Origin of the sequence: Sphingomonas sp. SORGH_AS_0950 (assembly GCF_030818415.1) — a bacterium.
GTDB lineage: Bacteria > Pseudomonadota > Alphaproteobacteria > Sphingomonadales > Sphingomonadaceae > Sphingomonas.
Window position 1 is genome coordinate 745,648 of record NZ_JAUTAE010000001.1, and the last position, 26,765, is coordinate 772,412.

Sequence of the window (26,765 nt, forward strand, 5' to 3'; positions counted from 1 at the left end):
GCCCTTTACTCCCCAGCCTTTTTCGCGGCCTTCCTGGCCGTCATCATCTCTCTGAAACGCTTGGCCCAACCCGCCTTGGTCTGCCGCTCCGCCCGGACCAGCGCCAGCGCGTCAGCCTCGACATCGCTCGTCACGACCGAGCCCGCGCCGACGATCGCGCCCGCACCCACCTGGACCGGGGCGACCAGCGCCGAGTTGGAACCGATGAACGCGCCCTCGCCGATCACGGTGCGATATTTGAGGAAGCCGTCATAATTGCAGGTGATCGTACCCGCGCCGATATTGGCGTTCGCGCCGACCTCGGCATCGCCCAGATAGGTCAGGTGGTTCGCCTTGGCACCGGGGCCGAGCACCGCCTTCTTCATCTCGACGAAATTGCCGACCCGTGCGCCCTCGCGCACATCGGCACCGGGGCGGAGGCGTGCATAGGGGCCGATATCGGCGCCGCTCGCCACGGTCGCGCCCTCCAGATGGCTGAAGGCATGGATGGTCACGCCGTCCGCCACATGGACGCCGGGGCCGAAGACGACATGGGGTTCGATCACCACGTCACGGCCGATCCGGGTGTCATGGGCGAACCACACCGTCTCCGGCGCGATCAGCGTGGCGCCGTCGGCCATCGCACGGGCGCGGCGACGGACCTGCCAGTCGCCCTCCACCACCGCCAGCTCGGCGCGGCTGTTGACGCCCGCCACTTCCCCGGCGCTCGTCTCGATCACCGCCGAAGGACGTCCGTCGCCGGCCGCCAGCATGACGATATCGGGCAGATAATATTCGCCCGCCGCATTGTCGTTGCCGACCCGGTCGAGCAGGCCGAACAGATCCTCCGAACGGACCGCCATGAGGCCCGAATTGCAAAGGGTTACGGCACGCTCTTCGGCACTGGCATCCTTGAACTCGACCATGCGGTCGATGCGTCCGTCGGCATCGGCGATCACCCGGCCATAGGCGGCGGGGTCGGCGGGTCGGAAGCCGAGCACCACCGCCGCAGGACTGTCCGCCTCGGCCAGCCGATCGATCATCCGGCGCATCGTCGCGGTCTCGACCAGCGGCACGTCGCCATACAGGATCAGCACATCGCCCATAAAGCCCGACAGCGCGTCGCGCGCCTGCGCCACCGCATGCGCCGTACCGAGCTGCTCGGCCTGAAGCGCGGTACGCACGCCCAGCGGCGTCACGGCCGCCTCGACCTGCTCGCGCCCGGCGCCCGTCACCACGACCATGCGTTCGGGCGAGAGCGCCCCGACGCTGTCGATCAGGTGGAGCAGCATCGGCCGCCCGGCGATCGGGTGAAGGACCTTGTGCAGGTCGGACTTCATGCGGGTGCCCTTGCCCGCGGCAAGGATGATGGCGGCGACTGGTCTCGTCATGATGGTTGCGCCTGCCATGGATTTCTTGCCAAAGCCATACCGAGACTTGGCGCAGGATGGCTCATGGACGCGAATTCACCCGACCGTTTTCCTTTTTCCATCGTGGGCTTCGATCTGGACGGCACCTTGCTCGACACCAGCGGCGACCTGGCGGCGGCGGTCAATCATGCGCTGGCCTCGATCGGGCGTCCGGCCCTCGATGTCGAGGCGGTGAAGCCGATGATCGGCGGGGGTGCGCGGCGGATGCTGGAACATGGGCTGGCGGCGACCGGGGGATGCGATAACGAGACGCTGGATGTTCTGCACCAGCGGCTGCTGGACCATTATGAGGCGCATCTGGCGGATCATACATGCCCCTTTCCGGGCACGCTGGCGGCGCTCGACGAGCTGGCACTGCGCGGCGTCCGGCTGGGCGTCATGACCAACAAGCTGGAACGCTTCGCACGGGCGATCCTGGACGGGCTGGGGCTGACCGACCGGTTCGATGCGATCATCGGTGGCGACACGATGGGCGTCGCCAAGCCCTCGCCGGTGCCGATCCAGGCGCTCGTCGCCCGGTGCGGCGGCGGGGCGGCGGCCTTTGTCGGCGATTCGATCTTCGACGTGCAGGCCGCCAAGGCCGCCGGCCTGCCGGTGATCGCCTGTTCCTTCGGCTTCCTGAGCCAGCCGGTCGAGACGCTGGGCGCCGATGCGATCATCGACGGCTATGACGACCTCATCCCGACGCTGGAGCGGCTCGCGCCTTCCGCCCCTTGATCCACAGGTGCCGCAGGAGGAGCGGCAGGGGCATCCGGATCAGGTGCGAACGCAGATAGAAGGCCAGGCGGGTCAGGGGATGCCGCCCGCCTCCCCAGCCGTCACGCGCCAGGATGCGGCGGCGATAGAGACGGTCGGCCAGCGTCAGCGCCTGCCATTGCGGCGGCACGGGCGTGCCGAACAGCACATGGCTCAACCGCATCGCGCGGGCGACGGCTCGGTCCAGCCCATGATGGCGGGCCCGCTCGGCCAGCCCCTCGCAGCCCCCTTCGCCGACCAGCGCGTGGATATCCCAGAGATTGCGCAGCCCGCCCGTCAGGTCGCCATCGGCGAACAGATGCGCGGCGCCATGGACGATCATGTCGAGGTGCGACAACACGGCCAGCCCATGGGCCAGCGGCACCGCCCCCGCGATCAGCCCGGCCGCGTCGGGATTGGGTCGCGCGGTCGGGGGCAGGATGGTGTGATGCACGTCGAGCATCCGGTCGCGGTCGCGATGGATCAGCGGCGGCAGTTCGTGCATCCATCGCCGATAGTAAAGATCGTCATAGGGGTCGGGCTTGACCCACTCCCATCCCGCCTCGATCAGCCAGGCCTCGGCCCGGTCCAGATCGGTCTGGGGCAGCAATATGTCGCAATCGCCGATCGATCGCCCACACCCCGCCGCCAGCCCCGCCGCCACGAAGGCCGTTCCCTTCAGCAGGATGACCGGACGACCCAGCGGGGCCAGCGCATGGGCGACGCGGTTCGCCTCCCACAGCGCCGCACGCCGTCCCTCCTCCGCCGCGGCTTTCGCATCGGCCAAGCACAGGGCGACGCGCGGCGGCAGGTCCAATCCGTCCAGCCGATAGGCCAGCGTGCCGATCAGCAGCTCGGCCCGCGCGACGGTCAGCACCGCCGTCCAGTCACTGGCCGTCAGTTGCCGTGCGCATCCCGGCTCGCGCAGCAGGGCGATCAGCCGCTCGACGGGGGTCAGAGCGGGGGTCATAGCGCGGCCCATAGCGCTTCCACGGCGGCGATCCCCGCTTCGCCATCGGGATAATCGACGGCGACCGCCGGAACCTCGGCGCGCAGACGGGTCAGGGCGCGGAACCCCGGCTCGCCCATCGCGACATAATTGGTCGACGCCTGGGTCAGCCGCACGAAACATTCGGCCGGGGGCAGCGGGCGGATCGCCGACGGGAATCCGAAACGGGGAAACAGCAACAGGGCGGGCCGCGCGGGTTCGTCCATCGCGGCGATGGCGGCGCGGTCGGGCGCGACATGGCGGATGTCGCCCTTGGGCGTTCCCGACAGCAGAGGTCCTGTGACCCGGCCTGCCGGAATGGCCGCCAGACTCTCATTTTTCAGGCTGACCGGGCGGGGGAAGGGAAAGGCGAGCCCCGATGCGGGATCGATCAGCGCAAACTCGTCGCCCATGAACCGCCAGCCCCGCTCGGCAAGGAGCAGCGCCAGCGTCGATTTGCCCGCGCCGGAGATGCCGCTCATCACAATGGCCTTGTCACCGCGCGCCACGACCGAGGCATGGAGCAGCACATGCCGTCGATGCCCCAGCGCCATTTGCAGGTTCATGCCCAGTTCGGCCGCCAGCAGCCCCTGGGCCAGCGGCAGCGGCGCCGCCTCCGGCAAGCGGTAATCGCCGCCGATATGGATGGAGGGGCGAAGCCATCGCCGCCAAGGCTGCCCCGCCTCCAGTCGGACGCTGAAATCGGCGAATTCGGCACGCGGATAATCGCGGTACAGCGCTTCGACCGCCGCGATCGGCCCTCGCCAGTCGGAGCCGATGCGAAAGCCGACCGGCCCGACGCGCAGGGTCGTCCGATACCTCATACCCGCTCGACCAGCCCCGCCGCCTCCAGCTCGGCCAGCCGGGCCAGCAGCATCGCCTCCGCATCGCCCGGATTGCCCAGATCGAAGTCCCGCGACAGCCGGGCCAGCAGCGCCCCGGCGTCCAGCGGCGCATCCGCCAGCGCGCGCAGGATTTGCGGCGCGGGTTCGGTCAGCAAATGGGTGATGCCCGACGGCCGGTGGAAGACGGCGGTGAACATGTCCAGCGGCTCGACCAGCAACAGCTCCGCCCCCGCCGCGCGGTAGCGCGGAGCGGCCATGGGTCAGCCGCCCGGCATCTGGAGCGAGGCATAGCAGGTGAAGCCGCCCTGCCCCCGCTGCAACCGGCGGATATAGTTGAGATAGGCCCGGTTGCTGAGGGAGTTGGAATTGGGGAGTTGGCCACCCTGCAGGGCGCGCTTCACTTCCTCGCCGGTATAGGGCCGGCTGGGGGGAGCAAATGAGCCCTGCGTGCGCGCCGGCACGGTAGATCCGTCACGCGCGATATAGCTGCCCGCGCGCCCCGGATCGGGAACGGGGATCTGGCAGTTCAGCACCGAGCCCGTCGTCTGCGCCAGCGCGGGGCGGATCGCGACCACCGTGCTCGCCCCGATCGCCCCCAGCATCAGCGCGCGGCGGCTGGATGTGGCGGCACGCGACGGCTCGGGGCCGTCATCGTCGGTCCGGTGGGGCTGGGGCGTCTCGTCCATGTGAAGCGGATGTCCCATATTCGCGCTTTCGCGACAAGCACCTGTGCGATCCCGCCTGCCCCGCATCGGGAGAGGGCGGATGTTGCGGGAAGACAGGGCGAGCCGCGCCCGCTACATCGGCGACATCATGGGATTCGGCATTCGCACCTTGTGGGGCATCGTGGTGGCGGTGGTCGCTGCGGTCGTGGTGTTCCTGACCGCCGGGCCGGGGCCCGCGATCATCACGCTGGTCGGCGGGATCGCCGCCGCGCTGGTCGCGAGCGAGGGCGAGGCGGCCGACGCGGAGGAGGACGATGCGCAGGTCGAGGACGGCGATACGCTGTCCCCCCTGCTGACCGAGGCGCTGGACGCGATCGTCGAGCCGGTGCTGCTGATCGAACGCGGCCGGGTTACGCTGGCCAACCGCGCCGCCCGCACGCTGCTGGGCGCGCATATCGTCGGTGAGGATGCGCGGATCGCCATCCGCCATCCCGCCGCCGCCGAACGGTTGATGGCTCCGGGTGCGACCGCCCCCGACCATCCCATTTCGCTCGTCGGGCTCGGCTCGCTCGACCATCGCTGGGAGATGCGGCTCGCCGACACCAGCGGTGGGCAGCGGATCGTCCATCTGATCGACCAGACCGCGCACGACGCCGCCGAGCGGATGCGCGTCGATTTCGTCGCCAATGCCAGCCACGAACTGCGCACCCCCCTCGCCTCGATCCTGGGGTTCATCGAGACGCTGGGCGACGAGGCGGGCGAGGATGCCGAGATCCGCGCGCGGTTCCTGAAGGTGATGTTCGACGAGGCACGCCGGATGCAGCGGCTGGTCGAGGACCTCATCTCGCTCAGCCGGATCGAGGCGGACAAATATCGCCAGCCCGCCCAGCCGGTCGCCATGGCCGACCTGGTCCAGCATGTCTGGGACGAGTTCCTCGACTCCGGCTCGCCGCGGGCCGAGGACATCGGCTGCGACGTGGCCGAGGGGTTGCCGCCGATCGCGGGCGACCGCGCGCAATTGTCGCAGATGCTCCACAATCTGATCGGCAATGCAATGAAATATGGACGCGCCGAAACCCCGGTGCGCGTCACGCTGGACCGCGACGGGCCCATGCTGCGCCTGACGGTGGCGGACCGGGGCGAGGGCATCGCGCCGGGGCATATCCCCCGCCTGACCGAGCGTTTCTACCGCGTCGATTCGGGGCGGAGCCGCAGCGTCGGCGGCACCGGACTGGGGCTCGCGATCGTCAAGCATATCGTCGAGCGGCATCGCGGACGGCTGGATATCGCCAGCGAGGTCGGGGTGGGAACGACCGTCACCGTCCGCCTGCCCCCGATAAAATCCAGCGAGAAACCCGTTTCCGAGGGCGCTGTCACAAAACCGCAATAGAAATGTCACACGGAGGTCCGGTGGGCGTGGCAGCGCCGGTCCACACCCGTTCCGGTGTGCTCAAGGATCATGATGCGCCTGCCCTGCCTTCTCGCCGCGATCGTCGCGCTGGCGGCCTGTCACGATCAGGCCAATGGCGGCGGCGCGGGCGTGCGGGATCAGATCACGGCGGTCGGCTCCTCCACCGTCTATCCCTTCACGACCATCATCGCCGAGCGTTTCGTCACCGCCGATCCCGATGCCAAGGCGCCGGTGATCGAGTCGACGGGCACGGGCGCGGGCATGAAGCTGTTCTGCGCCGGGATCGGCGCGGCTCATCCCGATATCGAAAACGCCTCGCGCCGGATGAAGGCCGCCGAATATCGCGATTGCGCCGCGCATGGTGCGGCCGCGCTGCTGGAGATTCCGATCGGGATCGACGGCATCGCCTTTGCCGAATCGAAGCGCGGGCCGCGCATGGCGCTGAGCACCGTCGACCTCTACCGGGCGCTCGCGGCGCATCCCGGCGGGCGGCCCAACACGGCGCGGACCTGGCATGACGTCAATCCCGCCCTGCCCGCCATTCCGATCCAGGTCTATGGCCCCCCCGCGACCAGCGGCACGCGCGACGCGCTGGCCGAACTGATCCTGATGCGCGGATGCGATGCGGTCGAACCGGGCGCGGCGGCGCTGGCGCATCACGATCCCGATGCCCACCGCCTGCTCTGCACCCGCGTCCGTGACGACGGCGCCTATATCGATGCGGGCGAGAACGATAATCTGATCGTCCAGAAGCTGCAATCCAACCCCGATGCGCTGGGCGTGTTCGGCTATTCCTATCTCGAGGAAAACCGCAATACGGTGAACGGGGTGGCGATCGACGGCATCGCCCCCAGCTATGAGGCGATCGCCGCCGACCGTTATCCGGGTTCGCGGCTGCTCTATCTCTACGTCAAGAAGGCGCATCTCGATGCCATTCCGGGACTGCGCCAGTTCCTGTCGCTCTATGCCGCCAATTGGGGGCGTGGCGGGCCGCTGGTCCGGCGCGGGCTGATCGCGGCGCCCGCCGGGGTCCAGGCACGCGCGCGGTCCATCATCGCGAACGAGACCGCCCTCGATCCGGCGACCCTGCCGTCATGAACGGCGTCATCCTTCTGGTCCTGATCGTCGGATTGGGTGTCATCGCCTGGGCGACGACACGCATGCGCGCGCTCGGCTTTCGGCGGCGGACGGGCGGACGGGTCCGCTCGCTGCCGCATCATCATGGCTGGTATGTCGCGCTGTGGACCGCCGCGCCGCCGCTGATCTTCCTAGCGTTCTGGGCCGCGACCTCGCCCGCGCTCGTCACCGATATGGTGCTGGGCACGCCCGCCGCCGGACGCTTGCCGCCGCCGGGGTTCGAGCGGGCGGCGATCCTGTCCGAAGCGCGGGCGCTGGCCGCCGGACAGGCGCACGGGGCCTTCCATACGCTTTCGCGCACCCTGGCCCCCGCTTACGCGACCGCCCAGACGCGCATCGACTGGATCGCGACCGCCATCGTCCTGCTGCTCGCGCTGGCGGGCGGCGCCTATGCCTATCTGCGGGTCCGACCCGACTTTTCGGCGCGGACGCGGATCGAGCGGGTGGTGCTGGGGCTGCTGCTCGGCGCCTCGCTCATCGCGATCCTGACGACCGCCGGGATCGTCGCCTCGCTGCTCTACGAGGCCGGGCGCTTCTTTGCGGTGGTGCCCATCACCGACTTCCTGTTCGGCGCGCATTGGAGCCCGCAGGTCATCGATCCTCGCGATCCGGGCGCGTCGCTGGGCGCGGTGCCGCTGTTCTGGGGGACGTTCTTCATCGGCGCGGTGATCGCGATGGCGGTGGCCATTCCGTTCGGGCTGATGAGCGCCATCTACCTCACCCAATATGCCCAGCCGCGCGCGCGCCGGATCATGAAGCCGGTGCTGGAGGTGCTCGCAGGCATCCCGACCGTCGTCTATGGCTATTTCGCCGCGCTGATCGTCGCGCCCGCCGTCCGCCAGTTCGCGGTGTCGATCGGCATCGAATGGGCATCGTCGGAAAGCGCGCTGGCGGCCGGGCTGGTCATGGGGGTGATGATCATCCCCTTCGTCTCGTCCATGGCCGACGACAGCCTGGCTGCGGTGCCCGATTCGATGCGCGACGGCAGCCTGGCGATGGGGGCGACCCCGTCCGAGACGATCACCCGCGTCATGCTGCCCGCCGCCCTGCCCGGCGTGGTCGGCGGCGTCCTGCTGGCGGTCAGCCGCGCGATCGGCGAGACGATGATCGTCGTCATGGCGGCAAGCGGGGTTGCGACCCTGACCGCCAATCCCTTTGCCAGCACCACGACCGTCACCCGCCAGATCGTCGACCTGCTGACCGGCGAGGCGGAGTTCGACAGCCCCAAGACGCTCGCCGCCTTCGCGCTGGGGCTGACGCTGTTCGTCATCACGCTGCTGCTCAACATCATCGCGCTGAGCGTGGTGAAGCGTTACCGGGAAACCTATGAATAGCCCGCCCCCTTCCCCGGCGGACGACGCCCCCACCATCTGGAACAGCCCTGCCATGACGCGCCGCCTGCGCCGTCGCTATGCGGCGGAGCGGCGGTTCCGGTTGATCGGCATGGCAGCGGTCGCCCTGTCGGCGGCGTTCCTGGCCTTTCTGCTGATCACCATGGTGGCACAGGGGATTGGCGGCTTTACCCAGACGCGCGTCACCCTGCCCGTCGACCTGGCCGCTGCCGACCTGCCGGTAGAGCCCGCCCGGCTGAAGGGCCGCGGTGCCGACCTCGCGCTGGCGGGCGCGGGGCTGGAGCATGCGGTCGACGGCGCGGCGACCCAGGCCTTCGGCGCCGACGGCACCGACCTGTTGTCGCCGGGTGCGTGGATCGTGGTGCGCGATGCGATCAAGGCGGACCCGGCCCTGTTGCGCGGCACCACGCGCTTCTCGCTGCCCGTCGCCAGCGCCTATGACGTCGCCGCCAAGGGCGAAGGCACGCCCGAGGCCGAGGCGCTGGTCACGCGGCTCAAGGCCCGCGGCGTCCTGTCGACCGGGTGGAACCTGACCTTCCTGACCGATGCCGATGCGACCGATCCGACCCGCGTCGGCATCTGGGGCGCGGCCAAGGGATCGCTGCTGACCATGCTGGTCACGCTGGCGCTGGCCTTCCCGATCGGGGTACTCGCCGCGCTCTATCTGGAGGAATATGCGCCGAAGAATCGCTGGACCGACCTGATCGAGGTGTCGATCAACAATCTCGCGGCGGTCCCGTCGATCATCTTCGGCCTGCTGGGGCTGGCGGTGTTCCTGGGCACGTTCGGCCTGCCGCGTTCGGCTCCGCTCGTCGGCGGGCTGACGCTGGCGTTGATGACGATGCCGGTCATCGTGATCGCGGGTCGCAACGCGATCAAGGCGGTGCCGCCGTCGATCCGTGACGCGGCGCTGGCGATCGGCGCCTCGCGGGTGCAGGTGATCTTTCACCATGTCCTGCCGCTCGCGCTGCCCGGCATCCTGACCGGCACGATCATCGGCATGGCCCGCGCGCTGGGCGAGACCGCGCCGCTGCTGATGATCGGCATGCGCGCCTTCATCGCCGCGCCGCCGCAGGGGCTGACCGATCCGGCGACCGTGCTGCCGGTGCAGATCTTCCTGTGGTCCGATCAGGTCGATCGCGGCTTCATCGAAAAGACCTCCGCCGCGATCATCGTCCTGCTCGTCTTCCTGCTCGCGATGAACGGGCTGGCCATTTACCTCCGCAATCGGTTCGAGACACGCTGGTGAGCATTCCCAAGATAACCGCGCGCAACGTCAGCGTGTCCTACGGCGCCAAGCAGGCGATCCACGACATTTCGATCGATGTCGAACGGGATCACGTCATCGCCTTTATCGGCCCGTCGGGCTGCGGCAAGTCGACCTTCCTGCGCACGCTCAACCGGATGAACGATACCATCCCCTCGGCGCGGGTGTCGGGGGACGTGCGGCTGGACGGGCAGGACATCTATGCGCCCGAGATGGACGTGGTGCAGTTGCGCGCCCGCGTCGGCATGGTGTTCCAGAAGCCCAACCCCTTCCCCAAGTCGATCTACGAGAATGTCGCCTATGGTCCGCGCATCCATGGGCTGGCCGCGTCGCGCGGCGAACTCGACATGATCGTGGAGCGCTCGCTGACCCGCGCCGGGCTGTGGAACGAGGTGAAGGATCGGCTGTCGGAAAGCGGCACCGCGCTGTCGGGCGGGCAGCAGCAGCGTCTGTGCATCGCGCGCGCCATCGCGGTCGACCCCGAAGTGATCCTGATGGACGAGCCGTGCAGCGCGCTCGACCCGATCGCGACCGCGCGGATCGAGGAGCTGATCCACGACCTGCGCGGCCGCTACGCCATCGCGATCGTCACCCACAACATGCAGCAGGCGGCCCGCGTGTCGCAGCGCACCGCCTTTTTCCATCTCGGCACGCTCGTCGAGTACGGGAAGACGTCCGACATCTTCACGAACCCGAAGGAAGAGCGGACGAAGGACTATATTACCGGCCGTTACGGCTGAGGACGAGGATCATGGACCACACCGTAAAGGCCTTCGACAACGATATCGGCCGCTTGCGCGGGCTGATCAGCCAGATGGGCGGATTGGCCGAGGAAGCGATCGCCAATGCGATCCGCGCGCTGCAACGCTCCGACCTGGAACTGGCGCGGAAAGTCCGCGAGGACGACAAGGCGATCGACCTGATCGAGGCGGAGGTCGAGCGGCTGGCGGTGCGCACCATCGCCCTGCGCGCGCCGATGGCCAACGACCTGCGCGAGGTCGTCGCCGCGCTGAAGATCGCCAGCGTCGTCGAGCGGATCGGCGACTATGCCAAGAACATCGCCAAGCGCGTGCCGATGATCGAGAGCGAGGACCGGATCGAGCCCGTCTCCATCCTGCCCGCCATGGCCAAGATCGCCTCGGCGATGGTGCATGACGTGCTCGACGCCTTTGCCGCGCGCGATGCCGAGGCGGCGGTCCGGGTCCGCGACAGCGACAACGCACTCGACGATTTCTACGATTCCATCTTCCGCACGCTCGTCACCCATATGGTCGAGAATCCCAAGACGATCGGACAGGTCGCGCACCTGCTGTTCATCGCCAAGAATCTCGAACGCATCGGCGACCATGCGACGAACGTCGCGGAGATGGTCTATTTCGCCGCCACCGGTACCCAGATGGGTGAGCGGGATCGCGGCGGTACTTGGCCTTCTTGAGGGAACAGGCACCATGGCACGGGTAAAGATGTTGCTGGTCGAAGACGATGCCGCGCTGGCGGAACTGCTCGTCTTCCATTTCAAGCGCGAGGATTTCGAGGTCGCCCACACGCCCGACGGCGAGGAGGCGCTGTTGCTGGCGCGCGAGAGCACGCCCGACATCGTCCTGCTCGACTGGATGGTCGAGGGGATTTCGGGGATCGAAGTCTGCCGCCGCCTGCGCCGTTCGCCCGAAACTGCGAACGTGCCGATCATCATGCTGACCGCGCGCGGCGAGGAAGAGGACCGGGTGCGCGGGCTGGAGACGGGCGCGGACGATTATGTCACCAAGCCCTTCTCCCCGCGCGAACTGGTCGCGCGCGTCGGCGCGGTGCTGCGCCGCGTCCGCCCGGCGCTGGCGGGCGAGGCGCTGACCTATGCCGATATCGAGATGGACACGGTCGGCCACAAGGTCCGCCGCGCGGGCGAGGTCGTCTCGCTCGGGCCGACCGAGTTCCGCCTCCTGAAGCATTTCCTGGAACATCCAGGCTGGGTCTTCTCGCGCGAGCGGCTGCTCGACGCGGTATGGGGTCACGATTCGGATATCGAGAGCCGGACGGTCGACGTCCATATCCGCCGTCTGCGCAAGGCGATCAATGTCGGCGACCGGCCCGATATCATCCGCACCGTGCGCTCGGCAGGCTATTCGCTCGACGCAGGGGGCTGAACGTGAACGGGCCGTCAGAATTGGGCCGGGTGCGAAACGATGGAGCCAAGTCGCGGGTGGGGCGTTCAATCCACCGCGCTAACGCACTTGCGCTTCTGAACAGGAGATTCGCATGAAGCTCGTAATTCTGGCGGCCGCCACGCTGATGGCAGCCCCCGCCCTCGCCCAGACGACCACCCAGGCAGACGCCACGGCCCAGGCCGGTGCCAGCACCGGACAGACCGGCACCACCGCGTCGGCCGACGCCTCGATGCAGGCCAGTGCCTCGGCCGGGACGGAAACGCCGGGCGGCTATCAGCCCGCGCAGCCGCCGATGGCCTCGCCCCCCGCCCCCGGCGTGCCGGTCATCTTCAAACAGGCGCCGAGCCCCGAACAGGCCTATCCGGCCCCGGCCGCGCTGAAGAGCTATCCGATCTGCAAGAAGGGCCAGTTCGACCAGTGTCGCCAGCGCGGCGGCAAGTGATCGCCTGACCCGATTGCTCCGACGAAGCGCCGATCCTCTCGCGAGGGTCGGCGTTTTGCCGTCAGTGCGGCTATTCCTCGACCAGCTTCATCAGGCGGCGTTCGACCGGCGCCAGCACCGGCCCCAGCTCATGTCCGCGCTTCAGCACCGCCCCGGCCTCGCCGATGAGCGCCCACATGCCTTGGCGGTTGCGCAGCGCCGGGCGCTTCTCGATCCGGTATTCCGGCCGCTCGGCGGTACGGCGAAAGGCCGAGAAGATCGCGGCGTCGCGCCCCAGATCCATCGCATAGTCGCGCCAGTGTCCAGCCGCGACCATCCGACCATACAGGTCTAGGATGCGGTTCAACTCGGCACGCTCGAACCCCACCTGCCCCGGTGCCTTCGGAAACGGGACGATCCCCATCAGGCGCGGTCGCGCTCGATATTCTGCTCGGCCAGCACCGTGTCGAGCTGCCGCCGCAGCGTGTCCAGCTCGCACCGCAGCATCTCGATCTTCTGGGTCTGGGGGTCGAACACCTCCGAGCAGGGCGTACCATAAGGGACGAAGCGCTTCTCGGGCGCCGCGCCGCCCTCGACCATCGTCGGCCTTGCCGGAATGCCGACCATCACCGCGCCCTCGGGCACGTCGCGGGTGACGACCGCATTGGCCCCCACCCGTGCGCGCGGACCGATCGTGATCGGGCCGAGCACCTGCGCGCCCGATCCGACGATCGAACCGTCCATCAGCGTCGGATGCCGCTTGCCCGCCACGCCATTGTCGGGGCTGGTCCCGCCCAGCGTCACGCATTGATAGATGGTGACGTCGTCGCCGATCTCCGCCGTCTCGCCGATCACGACGAAGCCATGGTCGATGAAGAAATTCCGCCCGATCTTCGCACCCGGATGGATGTCGATCGCGGTCAGGAAGCGGGTGAAATGATTGACCAGCCGCGCGAGAAAGAAGGCGCGCGACCGGTAGAGCCGATGCGCCACGCGGTGCCCCGCCAGGGCCCAGACGCCCGGATAGAGCAGGATCTCGGCACGCGAGTGCGGAGCGGGGTCACGAGCCCGGATCGAATCGAGATAAGCGGCCAATCGGCTCGGCATGAGCATGTCCCCAGATGCGATACCGGCATTTAAGCACGGCTTTTCCTGAATTCCAGATAGGCGTGGAACCTTGGCGGACGCGACAAAGTCTATCTTTGTTGCAGCCACGCTTCGGGCACGGCATGGGCCGGGCGTCACAGGGTAAGGAGAGATGATGGACCCGACCAGTAGCGAATGGATCCATATCCTGCCCTTTATCGGCGTCGGATTTGCCGCCCAGGTGGTCGATGGCGCTTTGGGCATGGCGTTCGGGGTGATTTCCAATACCCTGCTGATCAGCCTGGGCGTGCCCCCGGCAGCCGCGTCGGCGGGGGTGCACAGCGTCGAGACCTTCACGACCGCCGTATCGGGGATCAGTCATGCGGTGCATCGCAACGTCAACTGGCGGCTGTTCCTGCGGTTGATGATTCCGGGCGTCATCGGCGGTGCGCTGGGCGCCTATGTCCTGTCCAATATCGATGCGGCGGTGGTGAAGCCGTTCATCCTCGCCTATCTGACCGCGATCGGCATCTATCTCCTGATCCGTGCCTGGCGGCACAAGGCGCATAGCCGCGAGCCGAAGGTGGTCGAGCCGCTGGGCTTTCTCGGCGGGTTTCTCGATGCGGCGGGCGGCGGCGGATGGGGGCCGGTCGTGACCTCCAACCTGCTGGCCCAGGGCGCGGCGCCGCGGACGACGATCGGGACGGTCAACACCGCCGAATTCTTCCTGACCGCGACGATCTCGGCGACCTTCATCACCCAACTGGGTTGGGAGGCGTTCACCATGGCGACGGTGGGGCTGCTGATCGGCGGCATCTGCGCCGCGCCGTTCGGCGCGATGCTGGCCAAGCGCGTTCCCGCGCGGGTGCTGCTGACGCTGGTCGGCGTCATCCTGACCCTGACCAGCCTTTGGGGTTTCTATCAGGCCATGAAGGGCTGACCAGCAAGAGCGATGGGGCGCCCGGCCCATGCCGGCGCGCCCCTCGACCGGTTAGGCGATCGCCGCGTGGACGGTCGCCACCGCCTGCATCACCGCCGCGATACGGACCGAGGTCTGGATGACCTCCGCCGTGACGCCCGCCTTCTTCAGCACCGCCTCATGCGCGTCGATGCACATGCCGCAGCCGTTCATCGCCGACACGGCGAGGCTGAACAGCTCGAAATCGATCTTGTCGATGCCCGGCGCGCCGATCACGTTCATGCGCAGCTTGGCGGGCATGTTGCGATATTCCTGGTTCCCGGCCAGGTGCGTGAAGCGGTAATAGACATTGTTCATCGCCATCACCGCCGCCGCCGCGCGCGCCGCATTGGCCGCCTCGGCCGACAGCTTGGGGGCGCATTCGGCTTCCGCCGCCTCGACCAGCGGCTTGTGGCCCGAGCCATGCGCACAGGCGAGCAGCAGGCCGTATTTGCGCTGGTCGTTCAGCACCGGCTCGTTGATCAGCGAGCCGACGTTCAGGCGGATGTCCTTGGCGAAATCGGGCAGCTGCCCGGCAAATTCCTTGAGCGACATGGATGGAATGCTCCAGATGTGCGACGCCCCAGTCCGGGCCGTCGATCGCACGGGACCGACGACCCTCGCCGGGGCGCCTGAAAGATGGGCCGAGGGACGATGCCGCCCCCCGACGCTAGGATTACTCGGCCGCGAGCTGGAGGACGTCGTCGCCCTTGTTCCAGTTGCACGGGCACAGCTCGTCGGTCTGCAGCGCGTCGAGGACACGCAGCGTCTCCGCCGGGTTGCGGCCGACGTTCAGGCCGTTGATCGTGACATGCTGGATGACATTGTCGGGGTCGATGATGAAGGTCGCGCGGTAGGCGACATGCTCATTCTTGTCGACGATGCCCAGCGCGTCGGCCAGGACGCGGCCATTGTCCGCGATCCAGGGGAAATCGGCCGCGGCCAGATCCGGGTCCGACTTGCGCCATGCCAGGTGGACGTGCGCGGTGTCGGTCGACGCGCCGATCAGCACGGCGTCGCGATCCTCGAAATCGCCCTTCAGCTCGGAATAGCCGACGATCTCGGTCGGGCAGACGAAGGTGAAGTCCTTCGGCCAGTAGAACAGGACCTTCCACTTGCCCTCGTACGACGTGTCGCTGATCGTCTCGCCGGCGGGCAGCGCGCTGGTGCCCTGCTGGACGGGAACGGTGAATGCGGGGAGCTTGTCTCCAACGGTCAACATGGCAATGTGCCTCCTTCTCTAGAAATTCGGCTCCAGCCATCCTCTCGCACGATCGGCGGTTCGACCGCCTGTATTCGTTGTACCGACGGATATGGGGACTGGCGCCTTTGATCCAACAAGCTATTTGTCACATGGCAATCGACTGAGACGATCAATGGCCGCGACCTATCTACCGACCCTGAAACAGCTTCAATATCTCGTGGCCTTGCAGGACCATGGCCATTTCGGCCGGGCCGCCGACGCCTGCTTCGTGACCCAGTCGACCCTGTCGGCGGGCCTGCGCGAGCTGGAAACGCTGATCGGCGTGACGTTGGTCGAGCGGACCCGGCGCGTGGTGCGCTTCACCCCGCTGGGCGAGCGGATCGCCGACAAGGCGCGCCGGGTGCTGCGCGAGGCGGACGAGCTGGGCGACATGGCGCGCGCCGCCGGACGTCCGCTGTCGGGCGAGATGCGCATGTCGGTCATCCCGACCATCGCGCCCTTCATGCTGCCGCGCATCCTGCCCCGACTCCGCCGCGACTTTCCCGACCTGAAGCTGTTCCTGCGCGAGGAGCCCAGCGGCCCCGCCTGCGAGCGGCTGCACAATGGCCGTACCGACTGCGTGCTGCTCGCCCTGCCCTTCGCCTGTGGCGAGGTGACCGCCGAGCCGCTGTTCGACGACCGGCTGTTCGTCGCCTTCCCGACCGACGAGGATCACAGCCCGCCGCCCGCCTTCCCGGCGTCGGCGATTGACGAGAACCGGCTGCTGCTGCTCGAGGACGGGCATTGCCTCAAGGATCATGCGCTCGCGGCGTGCAATCGCCCCGAGTTGCGGGCCGAGGCGACGATGCTGGGCACCTCGCTCCACACCATCGTTCAGATGGTGGACAATGGGCTGGGCATGACGATGCTGCCCGAAATGGCGCTGCGGTCGGGTATCCTCGACAATACCAACATCACCGCGCGGCCGCTCGATGCCGACAATGCCGTGCGCAAGATCGCGCTGGTCTGGCGCCGGGCGAGCCCGCGCGAGAAGGATTTCCGGCTGCTCGCCCAGGTGCTGGCGGAAGCGGCCTGATCGATCGCGTTCATCGACACCCATCGATTTGCAAAGGAGTTTTGGCCCATGACTCATCCAGCGAAGCGCATGCTGGCGGCCCTGCCGATCGCGGCTCTGGTGATGCTGGGCGCCTGCGGGCGGGGACGGGACGAGCGAGAGGCGCCCGCCGCCCCCTCCGCCACGGCGGTCACGGCGCCCGCGCAGGAAGCGCCCTTCGTCGCCGACCGGCCGATGGCGCCGACCCGCACCATCCTGGACAATGCGGCCGCGACGCCTTCGCTCTCATCGCTGGTCGCGGCGATCCGCGCGGCCTCGCTCTCGACCACGCTGGCGGGCCCCGGCCCCTTCACGCTGTTCGCGCCGACCAATGCGGCGTTCGGGCGGCTCGCCCCCGGCGTCGAGGCGCAGCTGCTCCAGCCCGCCAACCAGGCCTCGCTGGTCCGCGTGCTGCGCTATCATCTGGTACCGGGGGTAGTGACGGTGACCGAGCTGCAACGGCGTATCGCGGCGGGCGGCGGGACCGCCACGCTGATGACGGCGCAGGGCGAACCGCTGACCCTCAGCATGACCCAGTCGGTCATCACCCTGACCGATGGCGGCGGGAACAAGAGCTATATCGAGGCGGGCGACATGCGTCAGGCCAATGGCATGATCCACATCGTGAACGGTGTATTGGTGCCAAAACTGGATTAAGTGCGTTACCCTCGACGGGACGTCCGTTTCGCAACCGGTTCGGATGTTCTGCCCTTCCACGCGGCGTGGGCCCCTATGTGTGCTCCGCCGCCCATAGACGGGAATATGCTTTCATGACGAAGACCTTTGCCATCCTGATGTCCGCCACCGCGCTGGTCGCCGCGGGCACCGCCGCCACCGCCCAGACGGCCCAGACCGCGCCGACGGCCACGGCCCCCGCCCAGGCTCCGGCCCAGCCCGCTCCGGCCACCCCGGTCGCGACCGGCACCGTCGTTCAGGTCCTCGCCGCCACGCCCGACCGCAGCACGCTGGCCAAGCTGGTCACGACCGCGGGTCTGGCCGCCGATCTGTCGGGCCCCGGCCCCTTCACCGTCTTCGCCCCCAGCGACGAGGCGTTCAGCCGCATGCCCGCAGGCGCGCTCGACACGCTGAGCCAGCCCGCGAACAAGGCGGCGCTGACCACGATCCTGAAGTATCACGTCGTCTCGGGCAAGCTGACCGCCGAGCAGCTGAAGCAGCAGATCGCCGCCGGCAACGGCACCGCGACGCTGACGACGCTCGCCGGACAGCCGCTGACCGCGCAGCTGGGGCCCAACGGCAATATCATGCTGACCGACGTGAACGGCCAGAAGGCCTATGTCGACAAGGCGGACGTGGCCGCGACCAACGGGGTCGTCCATCTGACCAACGGCATCAGCGTGCCGAAGATCGGCTGATCCCTCCCCCTCGGGGACGATCGGAAAGGCGGGGCTGCGGCTCCGCCTTTTTCGTGTCGGATCAGATGTCGTCCCAGCGCGCGGCGGCCGCCCCGTCGCTGTCGCGCGCCTCGACCCAGCGGGCGTCCGCCCCCCGCGTCTCGCGTTTCCAGAACGGCGCATCGGTTTTGAGCCGGTCGATCAGATAGGCGCAGGCGTCCAGCGCATCGCGCCGATGGGGGGCCGCCGCCGCGACGAAGACGATCCGCTCGCCCGGCTGCATCGGTCCGACCCGGTGGACGATGGTGGCCGCCTGCAACGACCACCGCGCCTTGGCGAGATGGGCGATCCGGTCCAGCGCGGCCTCGGTCGCGCCAGGATAATGTTCGAGTTCGAGCCGGTCGACCCCGTCGTCCGCGCGGACCAGACCGCAAAAGGTGGCAACCGCGCCCACCTCCGCCTGCTCGACGCGCGCCGCCTCGGCCGCCAGGTCGATGGGATCGCGCGATACGAGTATCCGGATCATCCGCCGGTCACCGGCGGGAAGATCGCGACCTCGCGCGCCCGACCGATCGCCGTATCGAGGCCGACGAAATTCTGGTCCACCGCTGCGCGCAGCCGCTCCGGCTCGGCCAGCGCCTCGGCATAGCCGCCGCCCCGCGTCGCCAGCCAGCCGATCAGATCGGCCATGGTCGCGACCTCGGGCGGCAGGGTCAGCGTCTCTTCGGACAGGCCGATCCGTTCGCGGACCCAGGCGAAATAGAGAATGGTGAGCGGCATCAGCTGTCCATATGCTTGAGGCCGACGCGCAGATAGTCCCATCCGGTGACGAGCGTCAGCACCGCCGCACCCCACAGCGCGGCCAGCGCCGCCACATGGAGCCAGGGCCATCCGGGCAGCGCCCCGCCCAGGATCAGGCCGCCCAGCGCGATCAGCTGCAACGTCGTCTTCCACTTGGCGAGCCGCGACACCGGCACCGACACCTGCAACTGCGCCAGGAATTCGCGCAGGCCCGACACCGCGATTTCCCGCAACAGGATGACGAGGCCCGCAACGACGCTGATCCCGCTCAACACCTGCACCGCGACCAGCACGAGGATCACCGAGGCGACCATGATCTTGTCGGCGATGGGGTCGAGGAACACGCCCAGCTTCGACACCGTACCCTTGGCCCGCGCGAGATAGCCGTCGAAATAATCGGTGATGCCCATCAGGCAGTAGAGCGCGAAGGCGATGGCATAGCCCAGCGCCCATTCGGGTTGCCACAACAGCCCGGCCAGAAGCGGCACGGCCAGGATTCGCGAGAGTGTCAGCAGGTTGGGCAGCGTCAGCATAAGGCCTTCTAACGACAAGCCTGCCCATGACAAACCGCTTTAAGCGGTTGGCGATGGCCCGCCGGATGGTTATGTTGCTGCCATTCTGTTGCCACGATCGGGCCATTTTTCGTTATGCTCAATGCCCTCGGGCTTCTCAAGCGGCGTCGGTTCCTGCCGCTGTTCGCCACCCAGTTTCTCGGCGCCTTCAACGACAATCTGTTCAAGACCTCGATGGTGCTGTTCGCGACCTATGCGATCTTCACCGATGCGACGTCGGAATCCTATTTCAACGCCGCCGCGACCGGGGCATCGATCCTTCCCTTCGTCTTCCTCTCGGCACTGTCGGGACAGCTGGCGGACAGCCATGACAAGGCGCGGATCATCCGCATCGTCAAGACGGTCGAGATCGGGATCATGCTGGTCGGCGCTGCGGGCCTGCTGATCGCCAAGTCGGGACATAGCACCATCGGGCTGGCGCTGATGCTGGGGACGGTGCTGGCGCTGGGCGTCCATTCGACCTTTTTCGGGCCGATCAAATACGCCATCCTGCCCCAGCATCTGGAGCCCGACGACATTCTGGGCGGGACCGGGCTGGTCGAGGCGGGGACCTATCTCGCGATCCTGCTGGGCACGGTCGCGGCCGGATGGATCCCGGTCGAGGCGGCGGCGGGCGGCGTGATCGTCGTGGCGGTGCTGGGCTGGTTCACCGGGCGGCAGGTGCCCCCCGCCCCGCGCGAAGGGCCGCCGCTCAAGCTGAACTACAACCCCTTCACCGCATCCTGGCGGCTGATCTCGGCGACGCTGCATATCCGCCGCCTGTTCCTGGCGATCATCGCGATCAGCTTCTTCTGGACGATCGGCGCGGTGCTGATCATCGTCTTCCCGCCGCTGGTCAAGAATGTGCTGACCGCCGACAAGGAGGTGGCGAGCCTGGCCATCGCGATCTTCTCGGTCGGGGTGGCGATCGGATCGGTGGTCATCAACACGATGCTGAAGGGTGAGATTTCGGCGCGCTATTCGCCGATCTCGGTCATCGCGATGGGCGCGTTCGTCGTCCTGTTCTCGGTCCTGTGCCGCAACTGGACCCCGGCGCCGGATGGCGGGCTGTATAGCTGGCAGGCCTTCCTCGCCGAACCGCGCGCGATCGCCATCCTCGCCACCTTGCTCGCCATCGCGACGACCGGGGGCATGTTCGTGGTCCCGCTTTATGCCTTCCTGACCACCACGGTCGAGAAGGATCAGACCGCGCGCACCGTCGCGGCGAACAACATCGTGAACTGCTTTGCGATGACGATCGGCTCGGTGGCGGTCTTCGGGATCAGCGCGATGGGCGTCACGCCGGAGAATATGCTGTTCGTCGTGGCGGGCATGTGCCTGGTTTCCGCCTGGCTGGCGCTTCGGCTCCACCGCGCCTGCGACGATGGGTGCGTCCAGCCGGGCTGATCCCGCCCGGCGAACGGCGGCCGATCAGAACAGGAAGCTGTAAAAGCAGATGAAGAAGGCGGTGAAGCTGAGCACGAACAGGCGAATGTCCTGATCGTCGTCCCGGCGGCTGCGCGCGGGCGGGACGGGCGGCAGCGACCGTCGGAAGGGGTGACGGGCGGCTTCGTTGGTCAGGACAAGGCGGCGTCTCATGGCATGGACGTTAACGTTTTGTTGACCATTGGGGCACGGGTCCATACCGCGCCGGAACCGTCCCCGCTGCCCCATTTGAAGACAGCGGGGACAGGCTCGATCAGTGATCGTGCGCCGCCGCCGCGCCGATCCCGGTTTCCGACCGGATGCGCTGGGCCGGATAGCCCGCCTTGTCGACCGCCGCGCGGCCGCTGCGGTCGGTGATCGACACCAGCCAGATGGTCAGGAACGCCAGCGGCATCGAGAAGATGGTCGGCGATCCATAAGGGAAGATCGGCGTGTCATAGCCCAGCACCTTCACCCAGATGGCGGGTGACAATATGGTCAGCACCAGCGCGGTCGACAGGCCGACCACCCCGCCCACGACCACGCCGCGCGTCGTGCATCCCGACCAGAGCAGCGACAGCAGCAGCACCGGGAAATTGGCCGATGCCGCCAGCGCGAAGGCCAGGCTGACCATGAAGGCGACATTCTGCTTCTCGAACAGGATGCCCAGCAGGATGGCGACGACCGCCAGCACCAGCACCGTAATCCGCGACACGCGCAGCTCGGAGGCCGAATCCGCCTGCCCCTTCTTGACGACGGTCGCATAAAGGTCGTGGCTGACCGCCGAGGCGCCCGACAGGGTCAGCCCCGCGACCACCGCCAGGATCGTCGCGAACGCCACCGCCGAGATGAAGCCCAGGAACAGGTTGCCGCCGACCGCCTGCGCCAGATGGATCGCCGCCATGTTGCTGCCGCCGCGAAGCGCGCCATCGGCATCGAGGAAGCCCGGGTCGGTGGCGACCAGCACGATCGCGCCAAAGCCGATGACGAAGGTCAGGATGTAGAAGTATCCGATCCACCCCGTCGCCCACAGCACCGAGCTGCGCGCCGCCTTGGCATCGGGCACGGTGAAGAAGCGCATCAGGATGTGGGGCAGGCCCGCGGTCCCGAACATCAACGCCGCGCCGATCGAGATGGCGGAGATCGGGTCCTTGATGAACCCGCCAGGCCCCATGATCGCCCGGCCCTTCGTCACCGCCTCGTCGGGCCCCGCCCCGGCCAGCGCAGCGAGCGCCGTCTTGACCTCGACCGCGCGGGCGAACAGCGCCTCGGGGCTGAAGCCGAACCGCGCCAGCACCGCGATCGCCATGAAGCTGGCCGCGCCGAGCAGCATCATCGCTTTGACGATCTGCACCCAGGTCGTCGCGGTCATGCCACCGAACAGGACGTAGAAGGTCATCAGCACGCCGACGATGACGACGGCATAGCCGTAAGGCAAGCCGAAGAGCAGCCGGATCAACTGCCCCGCCCCCACCATCTGCGCGATCAGGTAGAACAGCACGACCATCAGGGTCGAACAGGCCGCGACCATGCGCACCGGGGTCTGGGCAAAGCGGAACGACGCCACATCGGCAAAGGTGAACCGCCCCAGATTGCGCAGCCGCTCGGCCATCAGGAACAGCAGGATCGGCCAGCCGACCAGAAAGCCGATCGAATAGATCAGCCCGTCATAGCCATCGGCATAAATCTGCGCCGAGATACCCAGGAACGACGCCGCCGACATGAAGTCGCCCGCGATCGCCAGTCCGTTCTGAAAGCCGGTGATGCCGCCGCCCGCCGTATAGAAATCCGACGCCGTGCGCGTCCGCCGCGCCGCCCAGCGGGTGATCGCCAGGGTCAGCGCGACGAAGGCGGCGAACATGCCGATCGCGGTCCAGTTGGTCGCCTGCTGCACCGCCGGGCCGATCGCATGAGCATGGGCCGCCGACAGGGGCAGCAACGCCAGCGGCAAGGCGAGCCATAGCCCCCGCCCCCTCATGCCCTTTCCTCCGCGCGCAGGGCATCGATCACCGGATCGAAGTCGCGATTGGCGCGCCAGACATACAGGCCCGTCAGCAGGATCGCGAGCGCGATCACCCCCAGCCCGACCGGGATGCCCCAGGATGTCGCGCCGCCCGAAATCGATCGGGCCAGCAGCGCCTTGTCGAAGGCGATGGTGAGGACGAACCCGAAATAGACGATCAGCATGACGATCGTCAGGATGGTGGTGAAACGACCTCGCTTGCGGACGAGCGCGATATAGCGCGGGTCACGCGCCAGACGGCTGGCGGCATCCTCCATGGCATTCTCCTAACCCTGCGCCGATTGCGTCCGGCGTCGGGACCATGCTCCCCCGCCCCCCGGTCGGCGTCAAGCGGGAATGGCGCCAGGGCTGATCGCCATGCAGCGATGCCTTGCCTTCCCTCGCCCCTCGCAGAGGGGAGAGGGTTGCGCAGACTTGGTCTTTGCGAGAGCAAAGGCTTAGTCGGAGCTGGGTGAGGGGTGGGCGCTCGCTTCGCGAGCGCGCGAGCCTTGGGCTCGCTCGACCCCTCACCCAAGCTGCGCTAGCCAGCAGGCTGGCAAGCTTCGCTAACCCTCTCCCCTGTCCAGGGGAGAGGGGAAGAAGACGCAATCGTGAATGCCGGTCCAGCCTAGCTTCGCTGGGGCCGATAGGCGTTCAGGTCGATGCCGTGGCGCGCGACCTTGTCGTAGAAGGTCTTGCGCGGAATGCCCAGGATGGCGAGCGCGGCGCGGACATCGCCCGCCGCTTCCTCCAGCACCGCGCGGATCGTCGCCCCCTCGAACCGCTCGACCCGTTCGGGCAGTGGCAGCGGCAGCGGATCGCCCTCCGCCTGCCCCTCGCCCGACAGGCCCAGCGCGACGCGATTGGCGTAGTTGCGCACCTCGCGGACATTGCCCGGCCAGTCGTGCGACAACAGCCGGGCCTGGATCGCCCCGTCGATCATCGGCACCGGGCGACCGAATCGCTCGGCCGCCTCGCGCAGGAAATGGGCGAAGAGCAGCGGCACATCGGCGCGCCGCTCCCGCAGCGGCGGTACGCGCAACCGCACCGCATCGAGCCGATAGAGAAGGTCGGCGCGGAACCGTCCCTCGTCCACCGCCCGCGCCAGGTCGGACTTGGCGGCGGCCACGATCCGCAGATCCAGGATCTGCGGATCCTCGGCACCGATGGCGCGCACTTCGCGCTCCTCGACCACACGCAGCATCCGGCCCTGCAGGGCGGGCGCCATGCTGTCCACCTCGTCGAGGAACAGCGTGCCGCGATTCGCCGCCGCGATCCGCCCCGGCGTCCGGCCATGCGCCTGGCCGAACAGCTCGTCCTCGGCGATCGCCTCGGGCAAGGCCGCACAATCGACCGCGACGAAGGGGCGCGTCCGCCGCCCGCTCCAGCGGTGGAGCAAGAGCGCGACCAGTTCCTTGCCGGTCCCCGTCTCCCCCTCGATCAGCACGTCGACATCGGCCTGCGCCACCTGCCGCACGGTGTCGCGCAGCCGCATCATCACCGGGGTTTCGCCGATCAGTGGATAGGCCCCCTGCGCCTCCTCCGCCGCCAGCCGCAACCTCCGATTGTCCAGCACCAGCCGCCGCATCTCCAGCGCGCGTTCGGCGCTGGCGATCAGGTGATCCGCGGCGAAGGGCTTGGCGACGAAATCGAACACCCCCTGTTTCAGTGCGGCGACCGCCATCGGCACGTCGCCATGCCCGGTCATCAGGATCACGGGGATCTCGCTGTCGATCGCCGCGACCCGCCGGGCCAGTTCGATCCCGTCGATCCCCGGCATCCGGATGTCGGAGACGACCATCCCCGGAAAATCGGCATCGATCCGAGCGAGTGCCGCCAGCGGGTCGCCATGCGGCTCGACATCGATCCCCGCCAGCTCGAACGACTGGGCCAGCGCCTGGCGCAGCACCGTGTCGTCATCGACCAGCAGGACGCGCAGCGTATCGCTCATGCCCGGCGCATCCGGATGCGGAACCCCGCACCGCCCAGCGTCGAGGGGATGACCTCCAGCATGCCGCCAAACTCCGTCATGATATCCCTTGCGATCCCCAGTCCCAGGCCGAGCCCGTCGGGCTTGCCGGTGACGAAGGGGGTGAAAATCTCGGTGGCGATGGCGGGGTCCAGGCCCGGCCCGTTATCCTCGACGGTCAGGTCCACCCCGTCCGGCTGCTCGGTGACGGTCAGCCGCACGCGCGGCGCCGGGCGGTCCGCCACGGCGTCGAGCGCGTTCTGGAGCAGATTGACCAGCACCTGCTCCAGCCGGACCCGCCCCGCCACCACCCGTGGGAGCGCGCCGCCGCCGGGACGCTCCAATGCGACCCCGGCGGTGCGGAAACGGTCGCCGATCAACAACATGGTGCCGTCGAGCACTTCGTTCAGCGATACCGCACCGATGCCATGCGTGCCCCGCCGGACGAAACGGCGCATCTCCTGGACGATCGACCCGATCCGCTCGGTCAGCTCGACGATGGTCGCCAGGTTGGTCGCCGCCCGGTCGGGCCTGTCGCGGGCCAGGAAGGTGCGGGCATTGTCGGCCAGGGTGCGGATCGCCGCCACCGGCTGGTTGATCTCATGCGCGACGCCCGCCGTGATCGATCCCAGCGAGCCTAACCGATTAGCCTGGGCCAGTTCCTCGCGCGCGGCACGGAACCGCTGGTCCGCCCGGATGCGCTCGGAGATTTCGACGGTCAGCTGGTCGTTGGTCGCGCGAAGCTCGGCGGTGCGGCGGGCGACCTCCTGCTCCAGCGCCTCGCGCGCCAGTGCGGCGCGTTCGGCGCGGGTCCGGCGCCAGATCGCCAGCAGCGTCAGACCGATCAGCCCGACCGCGATCAGCGCGGTCGCCGAACGGACCCAGCCATCCGCCTCCTTGAGCGCGGGACGCGACGGCAGGACATGGACGAGCCGCCAGCGTGGCAGCGGCGCCGCCGTGGTCCCGGCGACATAGCGCGCACCGTCGCGGTCGGTCGCGTCCCCCCCGGTGATGCGAAAGGGGCCGGGACGCAGCAGGATGTCGCCGAATTGCTGGCTCTGGCGGATCGCCGCCCGCGCCGCGGCAGTGAGCGGGCGGGTCAGGGTGAAGACCGCGCGCGGATCGGTCGTGACCACCACCACGCCATGCTCGTCGAGCAGCAGCGTCTGGCCCGCGTCGCTGGCCCAGGCCTGCACCATCCGGGCGAATTCGACCTTCACCACCACGACGCCGTCCGGGGCCGAGGCGGGGCCGATCCGCCGCGCGAGGAACAGGCCGGGGCGAAGGCTGGTATTGCCCAGCGCGAAATATTCGGAAGTGCCGGTGCGCATCGCCTGCCGGAAATAGGGGCGGAAGCTGTAATCTCGCCCGACGAAACTGTCCGACTGGCCCGCATTGGAGGCCGAGATGGTCCGCCCCCGCCGGTCGATCGCATAGATGACGGGCGCGCCGGTCCGCTCCGCCAGTCCGCGCAGCTTTTCGTTCAGCCGCTCGGCCGCGCGGACCGATCCGTTGCGCAACGCCGCGCCCACATCCGGATATTCGACCAGCACGATCGGAAGCAGGCGAAAGCGCTGCAACTCGCTGTTGAGCAACCGCTCTTCCTGCCGGGCCACGCGGACGGCCTCGGCACGCAGCTCTGCCACGGCCTGGCGATGCGCATAGACCCGCAGGATCGCCGCCGCCGCGATGGTCAGGACCAGCACGCCGATCAGCGGCAGCGCATAGCGCTGCATATACAGACGGATGACGGACCATGTCGGCGGCATATGTGCGGAATATCGCAACCCACCACCAAGCGCCATGCGGATTTTCGCGCTACGCTGCTGGCAACCCATTTCTATATCGTTATTTTACAATAGCTTAGGTGCTACTCCGGAAAATTTGTAATGCGTACGTGCATCCCGCACACTCACGGCAATTCGGAAGCGC

The 26,765-nt window shown here is 68.2% G+C and carries 31 protein-coding genes; 14 read left to right on the forward strand and 17 right to left on the reverse strand.

Translation table 11 applies throughout. From position 1 onward, the window contains the following. Nucleotides 1-5: 5 nt before the first annotated feature. Nucleotides 6-1,370: a bifunctional UDP-N-acetylglucosamine diphosphorylase/glucosamine-1-phosphate N-acetyltransferase GlmU gene (glmU, locus tag QE385_RS03020; protein WP_307098941.1), complete on the reverse strand. Its 1,365-nt coding sequence runs from the start codon at nt 1,368-1,370 to the stop codon at nt 6-8. A gap of 63 nt (nt 1,371-1,433) precedes the next feature. Between glmU and QE385_RS03025 the strand changes: the two genes are divergently transcribed. Continuing rightward, the gene (locus QE385_RS03025; protein ID WP_307098943.1) at nt 1,434-2,126 is read left to right on the forward strand and encodes an HAD-IA family hydrolase; all 693 of its coding nucleotides are present in this window, start codon (nt 1,434-1,436) and stop codon (nt 2,124-2,126) included. Here QE385_RS03025 and QE385_RS03030 read toward each other — a convergent pair. From QE385_RS03030 to QE385_RS03045, 4 genes are read right to left on the reverse strand one after another with little or no spacing between them, the layout of a single operon-like run. Beyond that, nucleotides 2,086-3,114: a nucleotidyltransferase family protein gene (locus QE385_RS03030; RefSeq protein WP_307098945.1), complete on the reverse strand. Its 1,029-nt coding sequence runs from the start codon at nt 3,112-3,114 to the stop codon at nt 2,086-2,088. The genes QE385_RS03025 and QE385_RS03030 overlap by 41 nt on opposite strands. Beyond that, nucleotides 3,111-3,956: an HprK-related kinase A gene (locus QE385_RS03035; RefSeq protein WP_307098947.1), complete on the reverse strand. Its 846-nt coding sequence runs from the start codon at nt 3,954-3,956 to the stop codon at nt 3,111-3,113. The genes QE385_RS03030 and QE385_RS03035 overlap by 4 nt, the downstream gene beginning before the upstream one ends. Then, nucleotides 3,953-4,234, reverse strand: coding sequence for an HPr-rel-A system PqqD family peptide chaperone (locus QE385_RS03040; protein ID WP_307098949.1), 282 nt, complete (start codon nt 4,232-4,234; stop codon nt 3,953-3,955). Before QE385_RS03040 ends, QE385_RS03035 begins: the two co-directional genes overlap by 4 nt. Nucleotides 4,235-4,237: 3 nt before the next feature. After that, nucleotides 4,238-4,681, reverse strand: a complete 444-nt coding sequence (locus tag QE385_RS03045; protein WP_373424622.1) for a hypothetical protein — start codon at nt 4,679-4,681, stop codon at nt 4,238-4,240. 61 nt (nt 4,682-4,742) lie between these two features. On the opposite strand from QE385_RS03045, the gene QE385_RS03050 reads away from it, so the two are divergent. From QE385_RS03050 to QE385_RS03085, 8 genes are all read left to right on the forward strand, one after another. Continuing rightward, nucleotides 4,743-6,032, forward strand: a complete 1,290-nt coding sequence (locus QE385_RS03050) for a sensor histidine kinase (RefSeq protein ID WP_373424623.1) — start codon at nt 4,743-4,745, stop codon at nt 6,030-6,032. A 72-nt stretch (nt 6,033-6,104) separates the two neighbouring features. After that, the gene (locus tag QE385_RS03055) at nt 6,105-7,151 is read left to right on the forward strand and encodes a substrate-binding domain-containing protein (protein WP_307104532.1); all 1,047 of its coding nucleotides are present in this window, start codon (nt 6,105-6,107) and stop codon (nt 7,149-7,151) included. Continuing rightward, the gene (pstC, locus tag QE385_RS03060; protein WP_307098951.1) at nt 7,148-8,524 is read left to right on the forward strand and encodes a phosphate ABC transporter permease subunit PstC; all 1,377 of its coding nucleotides are present in this window, start codon (nt 7,148-7,150) and stop codon (nt 8,522-8,524) included. The genes QE385_RS03055 and pstC overlap by 4 nt, the downstream gene beginning before the upstream one ends. Nucleotides 8,525-8,576: 52 nt before the next feature. Further along, on the forward strand, nt 8,577-9,791 hold the full coding sequence (gene pstA / locus QE385_RS03065; RefSeq protein ID WP_307098953.1) for a phosphate ABC transporter permease PstA: 1,215 nt from the start codon (nt 8,577-8,579) through the stop codon (nt 9,789-9,791). After that, nucleotides 9,788-10,549 (forward strand): phosphate ABC transporter ATP-binding protein PstB, encoded by a 762-nt coding sequence (pstB, locus tag QE385_RS03070; RefSeq protein WP_307098956.1) that lies wholly within the window; start codon nt 9,788-9,790, stop codon nt 10,547-10,549. The genes pstA and pstB overlap by 4 nt, the downstream gene beginning before the upstream one ends. An 11-nt stretch (nt 10,550-10,560) precedes the next feature. Further along, nucleotides 10,561-11,244, forward strand: a complete 684-nt coding sequence (phoU, locus tag QE385_RS03075; protein WP_307098958.1) for a phosphate signaling complex protein PhoU — start codon at nt 10,561-10,563, stop codon at nt 11,242-11,244. A 13-nt stretch (nt 11,245-11,257) separates the two neighbouring features. After that, complete coding sequence (gene phoB / locus QE385_RS03080) at nt 11,258-11,950, forward strand: phosphate regulon transcriptional regulator PhoB (protein WP_307098960.1); 693 nt, start codon at nt 11,258-11,260, stop codon at nt 11,948-11,950. Between the two features lie 112 nt (nt 11,951-12,062). Next, entirely contained in the window at nt 12,063-12,413 is a 351-nt protein-coding gene (locus QE385_RS03085; protein ID WP_307098963.1) for a hypothetical protein, read from the forward strand. A 70-nt stretch (nt 12,414-12,483) separates the two neighbouring features. Here the strand turns inward: QE385_RS03085 and QE385_RS03090 are convergent, their stop codons facing one another. Together QE385_RS03090 and epsC are read right to left on the reverse strand one after the other, a co-directional pair. Beyond that, complete coding sequence (locus QE385_RS03090) at nt 12,484-12,816, reverse strand: DUF2794 domain-containing protein (protein WP_307098965.1); 333 nt, start codon at nt 12,814-12,816, stop codon at nt 12,484-12,486. Beyond that, nucleotides 12,816-13,499: a serine O-acetyltransferase EpsC gene (gene epsC, locus QE385_RS03095; RefSeq protein WP_307098967.1), complete on the reverse strand. Its 684-nt coding sequence runs from the start codon at nt 13,497-13,499 to the stop codon at nt 12,816-12,818. Before epsC ends, QE385_RS03090 begins: the two co-directional genes overlap by 1 nt. A 151-nt stretch (nt 13,500-13,650) precedes the next feature. Between epsC and QE385_RS03100 the strand changes: the two genes are divergently transcribed. After that, the gene (locus tag QE385_RS03100) at nt 13,651-14,418 is read left to right on the forward strand and encodes a sulfite exporter TauE/SafE family protein (protein WP_373424624.1); all 768 of its coding nucleotides are present in this window, start codon (nt 13,651-13,653) and stop codon (nt 14,416-14,418) included. A gap of 51 nt (nt 14,419-14,469) precedes the next feature. Here QE385_RS03100 and QE385_RS03105 read toward each other — a convergent pair whose 3' ends face one another. Further along, entirely contained in the window at nt 14,470-14,991 is a 522-nt protein-coding gene (locus QE385_RS03105; RefSeq protein ID WP_307098971.1) for a carboxymuconolactone decarboxylase family protein, read from the reverse strand. Between the two features lie 121 nt (nt 14,992-15,112). Beyond that, on the reverse strand, nt 15,113-15,658 hold the full coding sequence (locus QE385_RS03110; RefSeq protein ID WP_307098974.1) for a peroxiredoxin: 546 nt from the start codon (nt 15,656-15,658) through the stop codon (nt 15,113-15,115). A 154-nt stretch (nt 15,659-15,812) separates the two neighbouring features. Between QE385_RS03110 and QE385_RS03115 the strand changes: the two genes are divergently transcribed. The 3 genes from QE385_RS03115 to QE385_RS03125 all read left to right on the forward strand — a co-directional run bounded on the left by QE385_RS03115 (nt 15,813) and on the right by QE385_RS03125 (nt 18,106). Continuing rightward, nucleotides 15,813-16,715 (forward strand): hydrogen peroxide-inducible genes activator, encoded by a 903-nt coding sequence (locus QE385_RS03115; protein ID WP_307098978.1) that lies wholly within the window; start codon nt 15,813-15,815, stop codon nt 16,713-16,715. A gap of 48 nt (nt 16,716-16,763) precedes the next feature. Next, nucleotides 16,764-17,390, forward strand: coding sequence for a fasciclin domain-containing protein (locus tag QE385_RS03120; protein ID WP_307098980.1), 627 nt, complete (start codon nt 16,764-16,766; stop codon nt 17,388-17,390). 113 nt (nt 17,391-17,503) lie between these two features. Next, nucleotides 17,504-18,106 (forward strand): fasciclin domain-containing protein, encoded by a 603-nt coding sequence (locus tag QE385_RS03125; RefSeq protein WP_307098982.1) that lies wholly within the window; start codon nt 17,504-17,506, stop codon nt 18,104-18,106. Between the two features lie 61 nt (nt 18,107-18,167). Here the strand turns inward: QE385_RS03125 and QE385_RS03130 are convergent, their stop codons facing one another. The 3 genes from QE385_RS03130 to pgsA are packed head-to-tail and all read right to left on the reverse strand — an operon-like array spanning nt 18,168 to nt 19,419. Then, on the reverse strand, nt 18,168-18,611 hold the full coding sequence (locus QE385_RS03130) for a molybdenum cofactor biosynthesis protein MoaE (RefSeq protein WP_307098984.1): 444 nt from the start codon (nt 18,609-18,611) through the stop codon (nt 18,168-18,170). Next, nucleotides 18,608-18,865, reverse strand: coding sequence for a molybdopterin converting factor subunit 1 (gene moaD / locus QE385_RS03135; protein ID WP_307098986.1), 258 nt, complete (start codon nt 18,863-18,865; stop codon nt 18,608-18,610). Before moaD ends, QE385_RS03130 begins: the two co-directional genes overlap by 4 nt. Further along, nucleotides 18,865-19,419: a CDP-diacylglycerol--glycerol-3-phosphate 3-phosphatidyltransferase gene (pgsA, locus tag QE385_RS03140; RefSeq protein ID WP_307098988.1), complete on the reverse strand. Its 555-nt coding sequence runs from the start codon at nt 19,417-19,419 to the stop codon at nt 18,865-18,867. The genes moaD and pgsA overlap by 1 nt, the downstream gene beginning before the upstream one ends. A 114-nt stretch (nt 19,420-19,533) precedes the next feature. Here pgsA and QE385_RS03145 point away from each other — a divergent pair, with 114 nt between their 5' ends. After that, on the forward strand, nt 19,534-20,844 hold the full coding sequence (locus QE385_RS03145) for an MFS transporter (protein WP_307098991.1): 1,311 nt from the start codon (nt 19,534-19,536) through the stop codon (nt 20,842-20,844). A 24-nt stretch (nt 20,845-20,868) separates the two neighbouring features. Here QE385_RS03145 and QE385_RS03150 read toward each other — a convergent pair whose 3' ends face one another. The 5 genes from QE385_RS03150 to QE385_RS03170 all read right to left on the reverse strand — a co-directional run bounded on the left by QE385_RS03150 (nt 20,869) and on the right by QE385_RS03170 (nt 26,569). Then, nucleotides 20,869-21,036, reverse strand: coding sequence for a hypothetical protein (locus tag QE385_RS03150; RefSeq protein ID WP_307098993.1), 168 nt, complete (start codon nt 21,034-21,036; stop codon nt 20,869-20,871). Between the two features lie 100 nt (nt 21,037-21,136). Beyond that, nucleotides 21,137-22,840, reverse strand: coding sequence for a cation acetate symporter (locus tag QE385_RS03155; protein WP_307098995.1), 1,704 nt, complete (start codon nt 22,838-22,840; stop codon nt 21,137-21,139). After that, on the reverse strand, nt 22,837-23,142 hold the full coding sequence (locus QE385_RS03160; RefSeq protein WP_307098997.1) for a DUF485 domain-containing protein: 306 nt from the start codon (nt 23,140-23,142) through the stop codon (nt 22,837-22,839). The genes QE385_RS03155 and QE385_RS03160 overlap by 4 nt, the downstream gene beginning before the upstream one ends. Before the next feature lie 350 nt (nt 23,143-23,492). Further along, a complete protein-coding gene (locus QE385_RS03165) occupies nt 23,493-24,815 on the reverse strand; it encodes a sigma-54 dependent transcriptional regulator (RefSeq protein WP_307098998.1) in 1,323 nt (440 codons plus the stop codon). After that, nucleotides 24,812-26,569 (reverse strand): ATP-binding protein, encoded by a 1,758-nt coding sequence (locus QE385_RS03170; RefSeq protein WP_307099000.1) that lies wholly within the window; start codon nt 26,567-26,569, stop codon nt 24,812-24,814. The genes QE385_RS03165 and QE385_RS03170 overlap by 4 nt, the downstream gene beginning before the upstream one ends. Nucleotides 26,570-26,765: the final 196 nt, after the last annotated feature.